The sequence below is a fragment of the Dysgonomonas gadei ATCC BAA-286 genome, from assembly GCF_000213555.1.
In the GTDB taxonomy this organism is placed as follows: Bacteria; Bacteroidota; Bacteroidia; order Bacteroidales; family Dysgonomonadaceae; genus Dysgonomonas; species Dysgonomonas gadei.
This window is the reverse complement of sequence record NZ_GL891979.1, coordinates 736,353-757,937: the sequence shown is the minus strand read 5'-3', so window position 1 is coordinate 757,937 and position 21,585 is coordinate 736,353. Positions and strand designations below refer to the sequence as shown.

Here is a 21,585-nt window from a genome sequence, read left to right as displayed (position 1 = left end):
AATCCGTAAAGCGGAGGTGTAGGGCAAAATAGGGTAGCTGCTGTACACGGCTGATAATCCGGTAAAAGATGACTCCGTATTATTTTGCCCCACCGGAGCTGCGGTTTTGGGTCGCCGGAGGGATGCAGCCTTGATTTTTTGTTTCGTTTTGCATCAAGGCAAAATGAAAAACAAGCCGGACGGCGCGTTAGAGAAATCCAACAATTTTATACTACAATAATTACTTGAACTACTGATTGGCATAATATAGTAATTCTATTCGTTATTCTCTCCTTTCAGAGTGTTTGTCTCATTGAATGATACACAAGACAGCCAATCGGGCAGAAACATTTAGGAAATCATATTTTTAAGAGGTATCTTTACCCACATGAAAAAATTAGCGATTGTGGGATGTGGGTATCTTGCCGAAATTGTAACAGATGCACTTATTAACGGCTTACTGCCTGAATATGATTTAACTGGAGTTTATTCGCGTACTGCGTCAAAAGCAGGACGGATTGCAAAAAAAATGCATAAACATGGTAAACCATGCTCTGCATGCACGACACTGGAAGATTTGCTGACTCTGAAACCCGATTATCTGGTGGAAGCAGCATCCCCTGCTGCCATGAAAGAACTGGCCCTGCCTACATTAAAAAACGGCACATCTATTATCACTTTGTCTATAGGAGCTTTTGCCGATACCGCTTTTTATAAGGAGGTGATGGAAACAGCAAAAGCAAATGGCACACGTATATACATTGCTTCCGGAGCTACAGGAGGTTTCGATGTTTTGCGAACTGCTACCCTGATGGGAAATGCATCCGCCCGGTTCTTCAATGAGAAAGGCGTTAATGCCCTGAGACGGTCACCTGTCTACGATCCGTCTTTGGAAACCGAACAGCGTGTTGTCTTTTCCGGAACGGCAAGAGAAGCTATCGGCGTATTCCCAACCGGGCTAAATGTATCAGTTGCGGCTTCACTGGCATCTGTAGGTCCTGAAAAAATGCATGTAACCATGCAATCTACTCCGGGATTTAGAGGTGATACCCAACGGGTTGAAATAAAAAATGATCAGGTACATGCCGTAGTAGATGTATATAGTGCTACCTCCGAAATTGCAGGTTGGTCGGTAGTGAGTACTCTGATCAATATCGTTTCACCTATTGTATTCTGATAAATTCTTCAAGACTTTTTCGCTCAGGCGGTCAAAAGCCTGACGTGTGCGGCCGGTAGAGACTTGCATACAACGGATATGTGGATGGCCAATCAAATGTTTTCCTCCCAATGCCCCTACTGTATCACAAAAGCAGAGGTTGTCTCCTTCCAGCCATCCGGTAAATGCAGTTTCGTCCCAAGCCGGAGATAAGCCTGTATTGAAAAGTATCTTCTTATTCCCTAATTGTTTAAATTCTGCTTCGTGTAATAAAATTGTGTTTTTATTGAGACAGCAGCATACGACTTCACTGTGCGAAAGAAGTTCCTGCAAAGGCAAGAATTGATAACCTTTGGCTTTTGCATCGTCTTTTTCCTTACGGGCGAAGTAAGCTATGTCCGCACCGAAAAAGCTCAGTGCATCGGCTATCATACCACCGGATTTTCCCAATCCTATAATCCCCGCCTTCAATCCCGTAATTTCGCGAGGCATTCCGTCCCATGGCTCCTGACCAAATCCGTGTAGGCAGCGCACAAGTTCACTGATTACATATTCTACGACGCCTTCGTCGCCATAATCCCGTATACCTGTTACGGCTATACCCCGTTCGTTAGCATAACGGATATCTACATTGGCACTTTCGGGAGAATACAGGGAACAGCACATTCCTATATATTTAATACCGGGGCATCTTTCTAATACATAGCGGTTAATCCGGGAGGTATAGCTCAGCAGCACGGCATCCGCACTGCCTATACGCGCAATTATCTCATTATCGTCGACGGGTATATCCTGATGCAAAACAACTACCCTCGCAAAAGAATGCAATGCCATCTCTGCTGACGGGATCAGGCCCACCGGCTCTATGGCTACAAGTTTCTTGAACATATCTTTAAAAATTAAAAACAATAAAGATAGTAAAAGAACTTGTGAGGTCAAACTCTATAAATCCAATGTTACAGACTTATCCTCTATTCTATTTAGCTTTAGCTACCAGAGGCAGGCTTATACTCAACCACTGTTCTCCGTCCCATACATAAACTCCATCAGGCATTGCAGCGTTTACTCCATCCTGTTTGTTTTTATCTTTGTTAAAGACCATGAGTCCTACCAGATTTTCTTTCTTATCTTTATAATCTGGTGTATTTTCTTGTGCATAAGGAGACAAGCTAGTGCGGGATTCCAGTTCTACCTTATATAAGATCAACCCTCCGTAAATCGACATAGGTTTCGGTTCTTCTTTTGGCCGTGATATTGTATTTACAGTTTCTTCGTTTACTGTTTTATTCTTTTCTTCAACAGCCGGAGAACCTGATTGGGAATATGCCATTACGGTCAGTAACAAACCTGTAATAAGGCTCAACATTGTTCTGCAATATTTTCTTGTTTCCATTTTTTAGTTTGAGATATTAATAATATCAACTTATATAGACTTGTTGTTTATCCGGTTTAGGGATTTGAACGACATTTGTATTAATGTATATTTTATCATTCTGTTTGTTGTCTATAAAAAAAAAATTGGGCTACCCTAGCTGTCGCAGACAAAGCAACCCATAAAAGACAAAAAATTTCCGCATATAAATATTTATAAAAGACGTAATGTAAGAAAAAGACAATTGAGATGCGGAAAAAGGAATAATATTATCGGGGATATCGTATTCTTTAAGAATATCCGGATACTTACAAAACTTGTTATTCAAAAGATATCCGTCTCTGACTTCCAGCGATAAAGAATATGATGATCCTAATGTTCTATTGCTACGAGATAGTATTTCCTCAATATATATTTTTGTTCTCATATATTCAGTTCTGTATAGATATTATTTAATTAATCCCGTTTTGTCGTTTGTTTCCGGTTTTATTCACTTTTGTAATGTATTGTGTATGTTGGGGTACAGAACTGTTTAATATTATTTGTATAGATAAACGAAATATCAGAACACAATAATGAGAAAACAGCATTTTCGAAAAATATGATCGATTCATATATCGTCAGCGGCCTGTAGACAGACTATGATTTACTGTTTCTTTATTTTATTATCTCCTATATATTTCTGTTGTTAATTACTCTCAGACAAAAAGTCAATTCTTAGCCTGTACCTCTAAATTATTTCAACTGCAAAGTTATATGTATGATATAAAACTACCTTTACATATATCCACCATAATATAACAAATAATCGTACATAGGTAAGATATAGGTAATCAATGATTTTATCTGCTAATTACTCTAGAGATTCGATTCACATCCGCTTTCCCACATTTTCCCGTATTTCCTGATATTGGAAGGAGTACCACCCAAATAAGTCTTACAGAAATTAGTAAAATGGGAGATACTGGAGAAGCCGAATTCGTCACAAATCTCTTTGAAACTACGTCTTTCGTGTCGTATTTCATAATAAATTTTATCCGCTTTGCTGTGGAGCATCCATTTATACGGGGAAACGCCGAATACGCGCTTGAAATGCTTTTCGAAACCGGAGACCGAATAATTAAGAGCCTGAGCGAGTTCGCTTACCGATTTATAATTATGACTGTTACGCATAACATAAGAAGAGAATAAGGAATCGGCACTAAGTGCCTGACGGAAAAACAGAGATAAATCTTTCTGAGAATAAAAGGCACGTAGCAAAAAGAACAATTCCTTTACTTTATTCCGGTAAAATATGCCGCAATATATGCCCTGATCGAAACACGCAAGTACAAACTCAACATATTGCTTTATTTCTATATTCAGATCTAAAAGATATAAATCGTCCAGGCTTTGATGGCTTTCGTTTTCGAAATAACGCGCAAGGTCTTCGATACTCATACAGTTGCAAAATGTAATTTGCTCCTGAAGCCGTATGATCAACAAGGTAGAGTATTCTAATGCATTTAATGAGTAATGTTGATTTACCGGCAGGTACACAGCTTTATTTTCTTCAATAATAGACTCTGTATGACTCGCGAATGATAAAGAAATTTTTCCTTTTATAAGAAAAACCATCTTATCATTCAGTGAATTGTTATCTATCTTATCATTCTGGTTCAATACCAGTAGCTGAATAGCAGAATGACGGCCTTTTTCTTTATAAGGACATGATAATTTATCCGAACAATATAATTCGCTCATATAAATTTAGATAATAAAAACAAAAAGCTATAGAACAACTATATTATTAATATAGGATTAAGTTCTATTGATTTCTTGTAAAAAATAATCAATAAGTTTAAATGAAAAATAGAGGTATAAATAAGAATAGCTATTTCTTGTAAGAATTTGTATTCGGCACAAAAGTAGAGATTTGAATCAAATTATTTTTTACATATTTCCTCCATTTTCTTTTATTTTTCTTCCAATTTGATGTATATCATCCTCGACATAGACATTATTGGGCCAAAGAGACATATATTCCTGTGGTAAACATTTTCAGCCGGCCCGGATAGCCTCAATAATATTTTATTTGATTATCGAGAACAAAATCAGGCAGATATATGTTTTCTTAATAGACGGTATGAAGTACAAAAAAACAGTGATTTGAGATACACTCTTATCATTTTCTCCACATTACATTAAGCAACAAATATTATCATCATAGTTTACTGTTTATATATTTCTAATGGCTTCGATTAGATAAATATTACAAGAATATTTAGTCATCATATTTATATTCATGTAGGAAATATCTTATTTAAGATTAATTCTCCCGGACTTTCTCAAAATCTTTGTTCGGGCGCATAGGAGATATAATTACCTGGAAGATTCTTAGAGCGTTTAATCATTAAGAATATAAATTATGAATACTTTCTGTGATACTAATTGTCCTATGGCTGAAAAAAAGGATCCTACTTTTGAAATCTTAAAACTAGATCAGGGAAATATAATTAAAGACATATCGACGGAAGATATAATGGTCTTTGTTATTGTAGGCAAAATCGATATGTCAATAGACATATCTGTTAATACGGTAATAAAAGCAGATGATATTATATATCTCCCTTTAGATTGTCACTACTTAGCTCATATCCTCGAAAATTCAACATTACTTATTGTCCGTATACATGATCCTATTTTATTTTGTAATTGTTTGCGTATTATGGATTTGATAAAGAAGAACCTGGACGAATGTTGTAAAAACAGGCAATGTTTATATTTGTTGGTAACAAGTCCCCAAATTAAGCTATTTGTAGGATTTGTACAGAATTGTATTGATCAGGGTATATGTTGCAGGAGCTTTTTTCAACACAAAATCGCAGAATTATTCTTTCTGATGCGTGCATTTTATCCTCAGGATAACCTTGCTCAATTTTTTAGCAGAGCACTACATTCCGATTCCGGCTTCTCTTCCTATGTTACTCATTATGGCCATAACTATAGATCGGTAAGCGAGCTTGCTCAGGCTCTCCATTATTCGGTCTCCGGTTTCGAAAAGCACTTTAAGCGTGTATTCGGCGTTTCCCCGTATAAATGGATGCTTCGGAATAAAGCAGAAAAAATCTACTATGAAATACAGCTCGATAAACAAAGCTTCAAAGAGATTTGTGACGAATTCGGCTTTTCCAGTATCTCTCATTTTACTAATTTCTGTAAGACTTATTTGGGAGCCACTCCTTCAAATATCAGAAAATATGGAAAATTTATAGATTCTCAAACCAATTACTAATAAATATCCTTTCGTCGAAGAAGACGATATCCACTCTCCCTTATTTTCACAATTCATTATATATATAATAAATATATGTATGTACAAAATAGCAGACCACTCTTCTGATTTGTTGACGTTTTTCTTTTTAACACTCGGAATGTTCCCCATTTTTTCATGTGGTGAGGAGAAAATGTTAAAGATAATGGCGAAAATCTATAAAATCTATCTAAAATATTAGGAATAACTTGCGGCCTCAAATAGAATGCAAATTATAGCAATGAAAATAAGACTGAAATACAGTATTTTCAATCCAAATTTATCGACTGAAAATCTGATTATCAGATATGCCTCAATAGAGACATATAATGTAGTCACACAACATTTAGCCAACAATGGCGGCCTAAGGAGAATCCATTTTTTAAACAAAAGATCCTGCAAAAGGGCAACATGGTTGGAATCAGAATAGCTAGGATAGCACACTGAACAGACTAAAAGACAATGAAGGCAACGAATAAAGCTTTTTTTAACAAAACGACAGACAATAGATTACAAATTCGGTAAATGACAACAATACCGAAATAAATTATGTACACAAAAATGTATTAACAGGATCTCCAACCTTATCACAGACTTACATCCATATTCGAATATAAAAGGAGTATGGTACAATAATTACATTTTGTAGAGTTACAAAAAATTAATGTAACTAAAACAAATGCTTTAACAAACGAATTATGAAACTAAGACTAAAAAAAGTAGTAACAATGCTTGTCTTCATGGTAGGCTTGTCTGTGACAATTAATGCGCAAGTAACCATCGGTGCAGATAAAGAACCGACGCAAGGTGCCCTGCTCGACCTGAAAAGTGATGACGCTTCAACAAATGGCGGAGCTACTACCGGAACAGCAGACGGCACTGGCGGTGGATTGCTGCTGCCACGTGTATATCTGACAGATATAAGCAAACTCAGCCCTTTTGTAAAAGATGACGACCCCAACCTTGCAACACTGAAACTAAAGCTGATAGGTCTTACTGTATATAGCCTTACTGTTGGTCAGGGAGGCTTTACTACTGCCGGAACTTACACATGGGACGGCCTTCAGTGGGACCTTACTGCCACTCCAAGAGGAGGTACAGAAGATGAATACTGGAGTATTGAGGGGAATGCCGGAACAAACCCTGCTGTGAATTTTCTGGGAACAACGGACAATCAACCATTAGTTTTCAGGGTAAACAACACCCGTGCGGGTTATATTTCCTCTACCGGCAGAGGTACTTCGATCGGATATGAAGCATTAAATCCGGGAAGCAACAATACCGGAATAAATAATGATGCATTCGGTAATAGCACTTTATTATCCAACACTAGCGGAAGCAACAATGTAGCTATCGGCGCCAGCACGCTGAGAACAAACACCACAGGGTCCAACAATATCGCTATTGGTGCCACAGCCCTGGTATCTAATACCACCGGGTATAGTAATACCGTTGTGGGATTTCGCGCTTTGCGAACCAATACCACCGGACATAACAATATTGCTGTAGGTGACAGTACATTGCACAACTCTTCTTCGGCAAGTTACAATACTGCTATAGGTAATAAAGCCCTGTTCGCCATAAGCTCAGGTCATAGCAATGTTGCCATTGGTGATAGTGCCTTATTAAGAAACCAAGTAGGAATAGGCAATACAGCTGTAGGTGACAATGCTTTGGCAAACAATGTTGTTGCCAGTGGCAATACAGCTATTGGCAACCGGGCATTAGCCAGCACGAGTGGTGGTAATCTCAATACAGCTGTCGGCGAGAAAGCTCTGACCGCAAACACCTCTGCATCTGCCAATACAGCTGTGGGCTCCAATGCTTTAGCAAATAATCTGACAGGAGGTAGCAACACAGCTATAGGTACTATTGCTCTGCGCAGTAATACTACCGGAGGGTACAATACGGCCGTCGGTACCAATGCTTTATCAGAGAACATGGCAGGGAAGGCTAACACAGCTGTGGGTAATTCGGCTCTCAGACACACCACTGCAGGCAGCAATACGGCTATTGGTAACGACGCTTTGTATTTCAACAATACAGGAAACCGGAATACAGCTGTTGGAGACAGTGCTTTATATAATAACAATACAAACGGCAGCACAGCTGTTGGCTATGCAGCCATGTTTTACAATGGTACAGGAACCGGTAATACAGCTATGGGAGAAAAAGCATTGTTCAGAAACTACTCAAATAGCAATAATACAGCTATCGGCTCTAACGCTATGACAGTCATGCAAGCCGGCGCAATGAATACAGCTCTGGGTAGTAATGCGATGTCTGCCAGTACCGGCGGGAACGGCAACACAGCTATTGGTTATTATGCCCTGGTAAATAACACCTCCAGTTACAATACAGCCGTGGGAAGTAATGCCCTATATACCAATACCTCAGGAGCCAACAATGTAGCTATTGGTTATTACGCCCTGCAGAGTAATAACAGCTCGAAGGAAAACACAGCAGTAGGTTATCGCGCTCTATCCCAAAGTACAGGCGGAAACGGTAGTACAGCTGTCGGCAACAATGCTTTAGGAACCGGCGAATCATCATATAATACTGCAATTGGAGACAATTCTATGGCTAATAACGTTGACAGTTACAGCAATACAGCATTAGGATGGAGTAGCATGTTAGGCATTACAACCGGATATCGTAATATAGCCGTAGGCACCTATGCTTTATCAGCTATCACCTCAGGCAGGGATAATATAGCCATTGGTGATAATGCAGGTAATAACATAACAACAGGAAACAGCAATATAATAATAGGAAGTGGCACAAAAGCATCCTCTCCTACCGCTACTAACGAAATAGCCATGGGAGCTTCCAACCATTCAACAATCAGGATTGGTAATTTGCTATCAAATGGCAGCGGCAGCTGGACTGTTACTTCCGACCGTCGCCTGAAGCACGACATCAAACCAATAGGACAAGGCTTAGATTTCATTAAGAAACTGAAACCGGTAGAGTATATCTACAACACAGGTAACGGTAAGAAATCGCTCGGGTTCATTGCACAGGATCTGCAACAGGTGATGGCTGAAGAAAACATGTCAGGCTATAGCCTGGTAGTGCCTACACAAGGCGATACACTGGGGATAACTTCTACCGAGCTGATACCAGTATTAACTAAAGCTATCCAGGAACAGCAAGTCACTATCGAAACCCAAAAACAGACAATAGATAAACAACAGCAAGCTATCGACGCGCTGCTAAGACGCGTAGAGGCATTAGAAAATAAAGAATAATTTCCCATTGTGTTGTATATATATATTAAGTATACGCACCATTTAGTGGAAAAATAAGGTATAAACAATATATGTGCATAAGAAATATTATAAGTATTTCTTATGCACATTATTTTTTATTCTTTCGATTTACATTTCGTCATGATTGGAATCACTTTGATATAAATCAGTTCGAATAAGATTTCTACGATAGTTTGTGTTACAATGACTACGGCGACTATCTGATTTTCCGGTGCAGGTAAAGATAATGCAAGAGGCAAAACGACTAAAGAATTTCTTGTACTGGTAGAGAAAGAAACAGCCCGTGAACCATACGTATCTACTTTAAATATCTTAGCCGACAGTTTTCCTATTAAAGGAGCGATAAGAGCAAATGTTATATAGATAGGTAAAACAGTTAATATCGAAACCGGATTTTCACGCAATACCCAAATCTGAGAAGCAATAACAACGAAAAATGTCAAAGCCATAAACGGAACCGGGAGCCAACCCGAAAAGTTCAATATATTTTTTCCCTGTTTATTATTCGATTTTGAGATTAGCTGCGTTATAATTGAAAGTACAAACGGAATAATAATTAAATAAAAAAAAGCTTTTATAAACGGAGTAATCTCTATTATACTGATAGTTTCTTTTCCAAGAAAAATCCATAAGTATAAAGGCAATAATACCATTTGAAAAATAAACAGCAGAGGAGTGGAAGCCAAAACCGATTTGGAATCTCCTTTTCCCAAATGGGAGAAGACAATCACATAATCAATACACGGCGTTAATAAAACAAGAAGAACTCCAATACTGATTACCGGACTTATCGAAAAAATGTTTATCAAAAGCCATATAAGTATTGGGATCAGTATAAAATTCCCAAATAAAAGAGCTGCGAAAAATGAGCGTTTCTTCAATGCCTGTTTCAGTTCTAAAAAAGGAATCTGGCAAAACATACTGTAAAGCAATACTCCTATTACCGGCTCAATGGCATGCTCAAGTATATTGGACTGATCCCATGTCAATCCTACAATAACACTGATAAACAGCGTTATTATATAAATACTTATTTGCTTTTTTTCAAGTGTATGTTTACTTATCATGTAATTTTTGTCATTGTACAGAACTTACAAAAGTATATTTATTCGTAAAAACATCCAATACCTATAAATGGTGAATACTTAAGTTGAATTACTTAATAAAAGGCAGGCAGGCTTTCCGTAAAAATGGCGTAAATGTATATTTATCAACAAAATAAAGTTATTATATAAAAAAAATGGGACTGTTTCACAACAGCCCCATCTCCACTTCTCAAATGTGCAATTAACTAATTAATCAACTAGAATAAGTAGTGTTGTTGATTTTCATTGCTCTTTATATTTACCGTCCAACATATCCTGATAAGTCGGATTGTAAGCATTATTGAATACATTCCAACTGCTTGCTGTTACTGAAGAAAGTATATTTTTCAATCCCGAAAAATCGGAAAGTGAAGAGTTGTAAGAAACCGTAATCTCTTTTACATTCTTCAATACCCGGAAACCATTCAGATTTGTAAGTTTCGAATTTCCATAATAGGAACTATAGCCCGATATATTCAGTGAGCCATTTACCGTTGTAAGTTTTGGCATATCTATTTCCGACAGATTATCGGAATTATATCCGCCGCTAGTTATAGCGCAATCTCCATCTATCGTTTCCAAAACAGGCATACTAAATTTCTGCATCGAAGAAGCATCGATATTCGCTGTACCTGTTTTCTTCAAGAGGGGCAATTCTATAGCCTTAGGAGCCGAAGACAGATAGAACATCCCTCCCACTTCTTTCAGATTCGGCAGACTTACTTTATCAAGGCCATAAGTACTGAGACTCAGATTTCCCTGTATCTTTTCCACGCTTATGGTTGCCTCAGCCATTGTGTTCATATCGGTAGTAAAATTCAAGCTCTTTAGTTCTTTAAATCCTTCCAGACTCTTAATATTGCAATTACCCCATGTAACATCATATCCACAGATATCTTTACCTTTCAGTGTGAAAGGGGTAGTTATATTGTATAACTCCAGACCGTTCATATTTATATTGCGAAGGTCTACTTCTGTGATGGAAGTCAGGTTGTTTCCATACAGTGATATTTTATTAGCCCGGGACAATGAAAATCCGGAAAACTTCTTAAATGAAACCTGGGAAATTATAATATCTCCTCCCACACTGTTCAGCAGCGACAGTCCGTCAATATTATCTTCCAGTATAGGCCAGCTTGAAATGTATATCCTTCCTCCTACCGATTTTAAAGATTTCATATCTTTGGTACTCTTCAGTTTTGGCATATTGGATATAAATAATTCTTTACCAACGGATTCTAATGATTTCAGTCCCTTCAGGTCTTCAATATTGACATTTTCCAGCCTAAGATTACCCGATATTGTTTTTAACGATGTTATATCCACATTTACAAGAAGGTCACATGCTGAAATAGTTACGTCACCCGGCAGGGAACCCAACTGGGGGAGTGCCAACGATTCCATTTTAGAAAGAGATGTTATACTGAGTGTCGTCACATTTTTTAGTACAGGGAAGTTCACCGACTTCGCTTCTTTCCATTGCGTTATGTTCAAATTGCCTCCGATTTTCTCCAGTTTTGGAAAATCAACCGCTGCCAGTTTATTCATATTCCACGAACCCTGAATTGTCATGTTTTCCACGATATTCTGTAACTTGGGAAACGACATCTCAACCAAAGAGTCTGTATTCTGTATCTGTAACGCTCTGTCAATATTTTTCAATTCGGGAAATTTTGCCGATCTGATGTTAGCGCCATTTATTACCAGATTGGTCATAATTGATCCTAGTTTGGCAAAATCTACCGTTTTCAAACCTTTTACCTGTCCTATTTGAAGCGATCCTACCCTTTCCAGATTTTCCAACCCTTCTAAGCTGTTTCCGGCAAATGTAGGATTTATAATGAGGTTGAAATCAATTGTTCTTAATCCGGCTAAAGGTTTAAGACTGTATACCGAATCCGCTCCGGTAGCAGCACCGATAGTCAGGCTTCCATTGATACGGGCAAGCCCGAGCGTTGCAAACTCATCTACTTCGGCCTGTGTCAGAAGTATAACATCCCCCTCTCTGGAAACGACATTACGCTCCACATGGTAGTTGTATGTACTCTTTGTACCGTTATAAGCAGTAACCACAAAAGACTGGTCTGTATCCCAATCGGTAATGGTAGCCGGATCAGGTTCCATCTTTGCGTTTTCACTTAATAATACATTAGCCGTAGCACCTGACAACAATAAATTTTCGGGCGCGGTAACCACAATTGTATTTTGTGAAATCGAAGCATTCAATGTCACATCTCCCTGTTTCAAGCGGAATGCGGTTATATAGCTATCTCCTCCGTCGAAGTCACTGTCATCATTGCTACAGGCGGAAAAGGAGAGCATTCCCAGCAATGAGAGCAAAATAATTCCTGTTTTATTTATATTCATATCTGTTGATTTTTACTTTATTGTAATTAAGGTTTTACCCATTTACCTGCCTGCAAATCCTCATAAGTAGGATTATAGTTATTCCCCGATGTTTTCCAGCCGGAATTGGTTAGTGAGCTAAAAACTTTTTTCAGGCCGTTGTATGATTCGATTGCCATCTGGTTAGTTATCTCTATCGACTGAGCCTTCTCGAGACTGGCAAAGCCATCCAGATTTTTCAGCAGTTGATTTTTATAACTACTGCTATATCCGTTCAGGATCATCGCTCCACCGATACTTTTCAATACAGGGAACTGTACATCCTCCAGACTCCTGTCCGCATTATATCCGGTGCCTAATCTGAAATCTCCGCCAACAGACTCTAAAGATGGGAAACGTAATATACGGGTTTGGACAGATCCTACATTAAGGTCGAAATACCCTCCTACCCTTTTCAGTTTCGGAAATTCCAGTATTTTATCAACTCCCTGATCCAGACGGGCAAAATAAAAATCTCCTCCTACTTCTTCGATATCAGGCATTGAATACCGTTTGATATTGTTGTTCTCTAACCGGAATCCTTTGTTTATTTTCCTGATACCGCGTATATGCACTGTATCCATATAAGACACATATCCGTCGAGAGATAGAGAATCCACCTCGTGAAATCCTTCAAGAGCAGGGAAACCCGGATATCCGTTATTATACGAGGCTCCGCTTGAAGCGATAGTCAACGTCCCTTTGAATACATCATCTCCGATAATCTTATCGGCTTGAATAGAATTACCTAAAACTTTAAGTTCGCCTATATTCAAACCTTTAATATTGATTTCTTTGATAGGAGTCGCGGTTCTGGTTCCGATAGTTAACCTGCCAATGTATTTAATGCCGGCCGGAAGTTTAAGTGCTGTCATCTGTGGCAGATCGTACAGATATAATTCACCTTCGACCCTCTCCAATGCCTTGAAATCCAGGATTCCCTCAATCTGGGCATATGTGATAGCCAGCCTGTCCGACACGGTTTTCAGTTTGGGAAAATCAAGTACCTTTATATATTTACTGTCAATGCTCAGTGTTGTTGCCTGAGTCATGGCAGGGAAACTGACCTCTGTCAGATATGTAGTCGACGGAATGGTTATAACCCCTGTTGCCACCTCCAGTTTAGGTGCATTTATAAAAGACAGCATGGTAAGCTGGCTGAAGGTCATAGCTCCAACCTTTTTCAATTCCGGCAGATCAACCTTTTTAGTACTTTTAAAATAGGTAAAGGACAAGTCTGCGGTTTCTTCCAAAGACGGGAATGAAATTTTAGACATCATCGCGTTCGATCCGTTGGCCGTATTAAGAGACAGTTTCCCTTTTACAATTTTCAGTTTAGGAAAGTTTATCCCGGCAAGCGGACAATCTAGAGTCAGAGTCTCTGATACAGATGTCAATACAGGAAAATCCGCAAGACCTATCAATGTATTTTTAATATACATACCGCCTGCTGTTTTCAAGCCCGGAAAATTTACTTTTTCAAGATTTCTTGCTCCATCAATTCTTATCTCCCCTCCTATTTTCTCAAGTTTGTCAAGCCCGGTAAGGTCTTTCCCCGAAAAGGTAGGATGAATAATAAGTGAATAACCGATTTCTTTCAGCTGGAGTAAAGGAGCCAGTGTAGAAATAGAGTCTGATTCGGCGCCTATTGTGCGGCCAATCACCAGATTCCCTTTTATGGCAGTAATACCTTTTTCTCCAAACGCATCCACATCGGCTTGTGTTTCCAGCACAACAGAACCTTCAATTCCAATATCTGAACGCACCACAGTATATTTATACCTGATTTGTGATCCGTTGTAGGCTGTAACGGCAAACTGCATTTCATCATCCCATTCGGTTACAGACTTAGGATCGGGGTAAATAGTGGCATTTTCACTCAATTTTATCGTGGCGGCAGCACCATTCAGGGAGATTCCTTCGGGAGCTGTCACCGTAATTACATTATCGGAAATCACCGCGTTAAATTCTTTATCTCCTTGTTTCAATGAGAAAGAAGCGATGTAGTTATCTTTTCCTGCAAATGGATCATCTTCATCACTACATGAAGAAAGCAAGCCTATAACGGCTAACAGCAGCAAGTAAAAACTCTTATTTAATATATTCATAACCATTTTTATATGTTAGTTGTTGAAATTCATATCAGCAGGGACACAGGCTTCGGTCGAGACTTCACCCACGGCAGCCCCTTTACCGATCGTTCCGGTATGTACTTTCACAAAATCTATGTGTTTCAGATTGGCAGGTGAACCATCGGCCTGTATGGCGTCTTCGATCCAGAATTCATTCATGGGTTTGGTCTTATCACTATTATAGTTGTCCACATATCCCCAAGGCAGGTCTTTTGCATATTCAATACCCCCTTCTACAAAAAAGTTTGCAGCAAGGCATGTTCCCACCAATGTGTAATAGTCTTCGGCTATAAACATCGGAAAGTAATATGCCTGTGAATGATAGCCATTGTAATCTACGGAATTGGACCTGCCGATATTATCCGTCCAAAGAACATTGGAACCACTGGCATTCGGCTTGTAGTATGTTATAGCGTAGCGGTATTTGGTGTCTTTACTATCAGCTTCGCTGCCTTTCAGTTCATACCATGTATCATCAGGAAGTCCGTTGCCGTTTTCATCCTGCATCACCCAGACGATACCCGGTTCGCTCCATCCGGCAAAAGCGTTTCCTTTTATAAGCAGGTCGGCTTTTCCTTCTTCATTTTTTACACTATGGTCAAACCCTGCAATCCAGTATCCGCCATAAGCCCCTATATGGATATAGCCACTTGTATTACCTGTATTCAACCAGTTTTGCGCATCCTGCAACGCTTTTGCTTTTGTGGAACCGATCTGATAGTTTACAAACTGACCGGGTGCAGGTATATAGTCGAACACAGTAGCAGCAGTAGCTTTATTGCCTGTTTTCACAGGGCGGAAATATGTCCCTTCCGGTTCGGTACAGGTCACCTGTACTTCTGCTTTTGCCGATGAACTTTGCTCTGTTACAGTGATCAGATAGACACCCTTTTCCGATGGTGTGAATTTAAAATATCCGGTGGTAGAACTTTGTGTTGCGCCGTCGACCGTCCACTTGAATGTTGTAGGATTTTCGATATTGCAAATCACAGGAGCCAATACGAGGGACTTGCCCAATGGAACAGTCATCTTCCGCAATTCATTTATATTTGAAGCGACACGATAATGGCCGTTATCGAAGAATAGTTCAGGAGTAGGTTCGGGCAGTGTGGTGACCGTGATCACCTGCATATCTGTTCCGTCGTCATTGCTGACTTTGAGGGAAAGTGTCTGTGCCCCAAGTTTTGTTTGGTTAAAAACGTATGTTTTACTTTCGGAGACAATTTTACCATCCAGTCTCCATACATAAGTTGCATCTTCCGCATAAAGCACTTCTGCTGAAATTTCCGTATCCTTTCCCGAATAGGCTATAATGGAAGATGACACGTTGATCTCGGGAGGCAATTTATCCTGTACGGATATTTTAATTTGCTTTTCCGCCGTACCATTTTCGGCGTCTATCCTGAGAGTTACAAAATACTCCCCTGCATCGTTTTGATTAAAAATTAATTCCGGATCAACAGAAATGATCCTGCCTTCCAGCTTCCACGAATACATTGGATTTACAGCATTTTCCACATTAGCCTGAATGGCAAGATCCCTGCCAATCTTTACCTTGTATTCCTCCATCCCGAATGTAATCGTGGGATCACCTGTCAGTTCATTGTTGTCATCGTCGCTCGAACAGGACGATAACGAACAAATCAAATAAACTGACAGAAACAGAAAAATCAGATGTTTTAAATTTCTCATAGTGTTATTATTTGATAAATTAGTTTTGTTTTTTAATATTTTCATTCTCCAATTTCTTTCTGGTAAATACGATATGTGCGGGTATATCGCCGGTTATCACGTCCCATTTCTTCTTACCATCAGGGCTAAAGCAATAGAGGGTCCCGGGGCTTGTATAGTCCTTGGCATCGGTGACGAATATTTCCTTTGTCTCCGGGTTGATAGCCAATCCATACGGCACTTTTATCCTTTTTTCCGTTCCATCCGTGATAAAGTTGCGCGAAACGATATTGCGTGTCTTTGTATTCACAATGGCATACGATACAGTATTGCTCTGTGTAATATGACTCCATTCCACACTGTACATATAGATAGAATCTCCACTTGCCGTCATGTTGCTGCATGGCAGGTTCAGTGTCTTGATTACCATGTCGTTCCTGCCAATGATATAGGTATTGGAACCGATGTATTTATAGTCTCCACGCGAGCTGACGTATATGTTGTCGTCACTGTCCAGCTCCATCCGGTGGAGATTGATGCCTACAATGATTTTTTTCGTTTCCGTGAATGTATTCAGGTCAACGACAGAAACTGTATTGTCATAGTTTGGCACACGATAACCGCCAGAGTTGGCCACATATAGCTTGTTATCCCTTATTACCATTTCCTCGGGCTGATATCCTACGATACACCGTCCTACCTCTTTCATTGTAGTGGTGTCGACTTTTACCACACAGCCAATCGGCGCATCAGGTGTTATTTTAACTTCAGCATCATAGGAACTGATATATGCGTATCCTTTATCAAATACAATATACCGGCAGTTTTTGACCACGATTTCATTTTCGTGCCTTCCAGTTATTTTGTTCATAACTTCCACATATCCCGAAACATTGATAACAGCATATAACTTATTACCGTAAATCTGGATATCGTTGCCTACATCTCCCAGTTCTTTTACCACTGTGGGGTTTATTGTAGGATAAATGTTTTTGAAATATGTTCCGGACCCATAGTCGAAATAATCAATGGATGACTTATTGCTCCCCATATTCGCTTCATTCAATAAATAAAAGCCCTCGACGGGACCTTTTTCACCGGCTGTGACTTCTGTTTCGGTAGGAGGTTTGATGTCATCATCATCGCTCCGGCACGAAGAGATACCAGCCAGCATAGCTAACGCCAGTATCGGAGTCAGGAAAAATAATCTGATGTTTCTCATTTTTGCATTGTTTATAATTGGGTTTCTATAGGATTACATTTAGTATGAATTTGAAATTTGTTCCCGGCATAGGATAGCGTAACACAACTTCGTATTGCTGATTGAAAAGATTGTTAACCTCAGCGGTTAACCGGAAATCCGTTCCTTTCCAGTTGAGTGATTTACTCAATGAAAGATCGTGCGTATACCATTCCTTTATGCGGTTCTCCACGATATTGGCGCTTCCGTCGTAACGTTTTCCTGTATATATAAAGCTGTAATTGAAATACCAAGTCTTATATGTTGTGCCGATAATGGCAGAACCGCTGTGCCACGGTATATATGCTATTTGTCCTTTGTAGGTAGCCGATTCTTCGGGATCGGAATAATCCTGAGCTTGCTGATATGTATAATTTAACCGTATATCGACAGATAGATTTCGTCCATGTTGTATATCTCCGAATAAAGCGGCATCGATGCCTTTGATCTTTACTAACCCGATGTTTTTCATCGTCCACCTGAAATTGACTCCGCCGGGAATCGCAACCAGCTTATCGGTTATTCTGTTATGATAGACATCGACCTGCCCTCCAATATTTAAAGCGTGGTTAACGGGATGTGAATAGGTTATCCCGATATTGTATTGCCTTGTATATTCGGGCTTAAGAAAAGAAGATAAGCTGCCCATATATGCGAGATGCATCTCGCTGAAGGTAGGCATACGAAAAATGTCTTTATAAAAGGCCCTCAGATGAAAATCATGGGCATCGAACGGTTGCCACGAAACAATGATAGCCGGGGTATATTTATCCCAATCGCGCTGTATCTCCTTTTTCTCTTCTTTGGTATTGTCATGGATGTAAGAAGCCAACAGGCTGGCCTGCAATCTGAAACGGTCGAAACAGAGTGATGTTGCAGCAGCTACCCATCCGGAATAACGCTGTGGGTAAATAAATTCCCGCATATCGGAGTTCATTTTATTCCACATAAAATCGGCAGAAATATTGGCACTCCAAAAAGGTAATATATTGAACAAATTGGCAGACGAGAGATAGGCCTCATGGAGCATATATTTATTATTCAGTTCGGGGCCGGGATAAGGGCCGGCTATGTAGTGAATATAGTCATATGCATATTTGGTGGACAGCAATGTACTGTATGTCGCCGATACGTTCTTTTTGAGGGAAGATTGAAAGAAAAAATTCTTATCCCACTGCCTGTCTTCATGGGCGTATACGTCGGGCTTTTTTATATCGGCTCCCGGATAGCCGCGTTCGGATGTATAGAAATAAGAACGGGTTTTCCATTCTCCGTCTCTGATCTTGCCAAACAGGGCATGTTCGATACGGAAAACATCTACATCTCCGTTTTTTCTTACTTCGGTCGTATCATAACCGCCCCGGTCATCCATATTATTTACTACCGCACGCTTGAATTTATATCTGCCCGAAGAATGGATATATTCGGCATTGAGGGAACCGGATACATTTTCGGATAGTTTCTGATGCCACAGGACGGAGGGATTAACAAGGTCGAACGCTCCGGTTTTGAATGCCGCTTTGAGGCCGTATCTCCTACCCTGTCTGAACTCCGGAGATTTTGTAGTCATATAGATGGAACTCGCGGACGCATAATCTTTAGCCGGCTGAAATATGGCGCTCTTCTGTCCGTTATAGAGGGATATCGCCTCCATATTGTCCAGCGAAAACCTGCCTAAATCGACAACGCCGTTCTGCGGATTTCCTATTTCTATACCGTCGTAGAATACGCCGACATGCTGGCTGCCCATACTGCGGATATTTACAGTTTTCAGGCCTCCCACACCGCCGTAGTCTTTGAGTTGTACGCCCGAGAAGTATCTCATGGCATCGGCTACGGAATGGGCGCTCAGATTCCCAAGGAGCGTCCCGGACAAGGTTTGCACGGGGACAATTTCCGTTTGAATAGCCCGTGCGGACACAACAACTTCGTTCAACAACTGTATACTATCCAGCTTGTTCTGGGCAAAAGAAATCAAGCATACGTTTAATAGGATAATAATCAAAATCCTTTTCTTTGACTTGGAAAATGACATTTCAAGCTAATAAGAATATTATCAAATAGCTTACTGAAAATAAGTCGTATGAAGATTGAGTGAACAGGAAATCAGTACAGTAAGTCAGACAACGCCAGCGTAAAAGATTGATTCCTTATCAGTGTTCTTCAGCTTTATTTCCCGAAAGCTTTAAACTAATCAATCTTGGCAGGTCTTCTGACTTACTCCATCTTTGAACGCCCTTCCCAACATTCAGTGAACAGTTAACAGTGAACAGTTAACAAAAAGATTGATAACGGTTGACTGATGACTGATTACTGTCAATCAGTGGTTTTTGGTATTGTTCGAAGACTTTTTTCAGAAACATTGTTAACTGATGACTGTTAACTGTTTACTGAATAGAGCTTACAGCAGCGGGTCTGTTCAGGACTTACACCTGATTCCCTTTTCATCATTTTTCCGAGGATACGGAAGCATGACACCAAAATCTGAGTGCAAAGATATTAATATTATTTAAATAAAGAACCCCGGTGAATAGTAGTTTCAATAATTAACATTCGCTTCTGATTTATTTGTTGAATCAGATATCCATCAATTAAAATAACCGTCAGACTATAAATCAATAGCCTGACGGTTATGTACTAAACGAAGTAATACGGAATATTATCCTTTTCCTATTTTAATCCAGGTCGCCTTTTTCCATAACCATTCCAATGGCCCCTGGCGATGTGAACGAAGCCACCAGCGGCAGAAGAAGAACTGAATAAGAAACATCCCGATACCCATTAAGAAACAGGTTGTGATGCCTGTATGCCGGTAAAGCCCGAGTCCCCAGTTATAGAACAGGAATCCTCCTATCAAAGACTGCGACAGGTAATTTGTCAGGCTCATGCGTCCGTAAGGAGCTAACTGGTGAAGGACATGTTTAAACCTTGTCAGATAATATATAAGGATTACCCCGGCAAACAGTATTCCTGTAAATGCGATATTAGAAAGTGATTTGAGTATAAGGATAGAAGGAACAAGTAGTGCTTCCCTGTCTATAAAGTCGGGAAGTACAGCTATCAAACCATATATAGGGAAAAAGGCCAGAGTAACTGCAATGAATACTTTAGCCCATAACTTCATGTTTTTTTCCGAATAGATGAACACATTGCTACGCCCGATCAGCATACCTATCATAAATAACGCGGCTGTCTGGGTAACCCTTCCATGCAATAGCATCCAACCCATATTCGCAATATTTCCTGTCCAGATTGCAGTTTTGCACATTTCGAGGAAAGATCCTTCTTTCTGTACCGTATTCACTATCTCCCAGTACGGACCATCAAATTCTGCGTTAATTACATATCCGGGATTGATGACTGCATAAATTATTTGTCCCCATTCAAGAGGTTGCAGTAGAAGGATAACTGCTATCACCGCAATAGTACGGGTAGAAAGACGGCAGACCGCTATCATTACATAACCAAGTAATGCATAAAGCACTAATATTTCACCGGGAAATAAAGTAGAATTGATGCAGGCTATAAAAAAAAGTAATACCAGCCGCCATGCAAACCGTCCGCGAAAGTCTTTCCCTTTTTCTTTTTGTGAATTGTCCTGAATAAAAAAACTGAATCCGAAAAGCAATGCGAAAATACAATAGGCTTTACCCGAAAAGGTAAAAAATATACTGTCCCAGATCACTCTGTCGGTAAATATCAGAAAGTTGCTGGTTTCTTCCGGAAAGCTATTAAGACTGAACCGTTCGATGAAATGGATAAGGGTAATTCCCATTACTGCAAAACCACGTAATACATCTGCTATTTCTATGCGATTATTACTGGTTAGTGTAGTAGAAGATTGCATGCTTTTTAGAATTTAAAATGTTAACGTATTCTTTTGTTTGACGTGCAAACTTAACACAAACCTTTTATGTCCTCTAAAAATTGCTATTCAATAAACGATAAAATATGACCAATAAGGGCACTTTACTTTTAAAGTACATCCCAGTGATGGTCAG

At 39.5% G+C, this 21,585-nt stretch carries 13 protein-coding genes and 1 riboswitch; of the genes, 3 read left to right on the top strand and 10 right to left on the bottom strand.

Annotation, left to right across the window (positions count from 1 at the left end):
• The first annotated feature begins 367 nt into the window (after window positions 1-367).
• Window positions 368-1,156: an aspartate dehydrogenase domain-containing protein gene (locus tag HMPREF9455_RS02800; RefSeq protein WP_006798067.1), complete on the top strand. Its 789-nt coding sequence runs from the start codon at window positions 368-370 to the stop codon at window positions 1,154-1,156.
• Here the strand turns inward: HMPREF9455_RS02800 and HMPREF9455_RS02795 are convergent.
• From HMPREF9455_RS02795 to HMPREF9455_RS02785, 3 genes are all read right to left on the bottom strand, one after another.
• Window positions 1,139-2,023: an NAD(P)-dependent oxidoreductase gene (locus tag HMPREF9455_RS02795; protein WP_006798066.1), complete on the bottom strand. Its 885-nt coding sequence runs from the start codon at window positions 2,021-2,023 to the stop codon at window positions 1,139-1,141. The genes HMPREF9455_RS02800 and HMPREF9455_RS02795 overlap by 18 nt on opposite strands.
• A gap of 88 nt (window positions 2,024-2,111) precedes the next feature.
• Entirely contained in the window at window positions 2,112-2,528 is a 417-nt protein-coding gene (locus HMPREF9455_RS02790) for a hypothetical protein (protein WP_006798065.1), read from the bottom strand.
• An 837-nt stretch (window positions 2,529-3,365) separates the two neighbouring features.
• Complete coding sequence (locus HMPREF9455_RS02785; RefSeq protein ID WP_006798064.1) at window positions 3,366-4,250, bottom strand: helix-turn-helix domain-containing protein; 885 nt, start codon at window positions 4,248-4,250, stop codon at window positions 3,366-3,368.
• Window positions 4,251-4,914: 664 nt separating this feature from the next.
• Between HMPREF9455_RS02785 and HMPREF9455_RS02780 the strand changes: the two genes are divergently transcribed.
• Window positions 4,915-5,781 carry a helix-turn-helix domain-containing protein gene (locus HMPREF9455_RS02780; RefSeq protein WP_006798063.1) on the top strand — a complete coding sequence of 289 codons (867 nt, stop codon included), beginning with the start codon at window positions 4,915-4,917 and terminating at the stop codon, window positions 5,779-5,781.
• Between the two features lie 716 nt (window positions 5,782-6,497).
• A complete protein-coding gene (locus tag HMPREF9455_RS02775; RefSeq protein WP_083820937.1) occupies window positions 6,498-9,050 on the top strand; it encodes a tail fiber domain-containing protein in 2,553 nt (850 codons plus the stop codon).
• A 116-nt stretch (window positions 9,051-9,166) separates the two neighbouring features.
• On the opposite strand, the gene HMPREF9455_RS02770 is transcribed toward HMPREF9455_RS02775, so the two are convergent.
• The 7 genes from HMPREF9455_RS02770 to HMPREF9455_RS02740 form a co-directional block, all read right to left on the bottom strand.
• Window positions 9,167-10,138: an arsenic resistance protein gene (locus tag HMPREF9455_RS02770; RefSeq protein WP_006798060.1), complete on the bottom strand. Its 972-nt coding sequence runs from the start codon at window positions 10,136-10,138 to the stop codon at window positions 9,167-9,169.
• Window positions 10,139-10,399: 261 nt separating this feature from the next.
• Window positions 10,400-12,523, bottom strand: a complete 2,124-nt coding sequence (locus HMPREF9455_RS02765) for a DUF5018 domain-containing protein (RefSeq protein ID WP_006798059.1) — start codon at window positions 12,521-12,523, stop codon at window positions 10,400-10,402.
• Window positions 12,524-12,549: 26 nt separating this feature from the next.
• Window positions 12,550-14,649 carry a DUF5018 domain-containing protein gene (locus HMPREF9455_RS02760; protein WP_006798058.1) on the bottom strand — a complete coding sequence of 700 codons (2,100 nt, stop codon included), beginning with the start codon at window positions 14,647-14,649 and terminating at the stop codon, window positions 12,550-12,552.
• 15 nt (window positions 14,650-14,664) lie between these two features.
• Window positions 14,665-16,365 (bottom strand): PKD-like domain-containing protein, encoded by a 1,701-nt coding sequence (locus HMPREF9455_RS02755; protein WP_006798057.1) that lies wholly within the window; start codon window positions 16,363-16,365, stop codon window positions 14,665-14,667.
• A 19-nt stretch (window positions 16,366-16,384) separates the two neighbouring features.
• Window positions 16,385-17,566: a DUF5074 domain-containing protein gene (locus HMPREF9455_RS02750; protein ID WP_006798056.1), complete on the bottom strand. Its 1,182-nt coding sequence runs from the start codon at window positions 17,564-17,566 to the stop codon at window positions 16,385-16,387.
• 25 nt (window positions 17,567-17,591) lie between these two features.
• A complete protein-coding gene (locus HMPREF9455_RS02745) occupies window positions 17,592-19,619 on the bottom strand; it encodes a TonB-dependent receptor (RefSeq protein WP_006798055.1) in 2,028 nt (675 codons plus the stop codon).
• A 150-nt stretch (window positions 19,620-19,769) separates the two neighbouring features.
• Window positions 19,770-20,081, bottom strand: a riboswitch (cobalamin riboswitch).
• 162 nt (window positions 20,082-20,243) lie between these two features.
• On the bottom strand, window positions 20,244-21,431 hold the full coding sequence (locus HMPREF9455_RS02740) for a DUF418 domain-containing protein (protein ID WP_006798054.1): 1,188 nt from the start codon (window positions 21,429-21,431) through the stop codon (window positions 20,244-20,246).
• Window positions 21,432-21,585 lie beyond the last annotated feature (154 nt).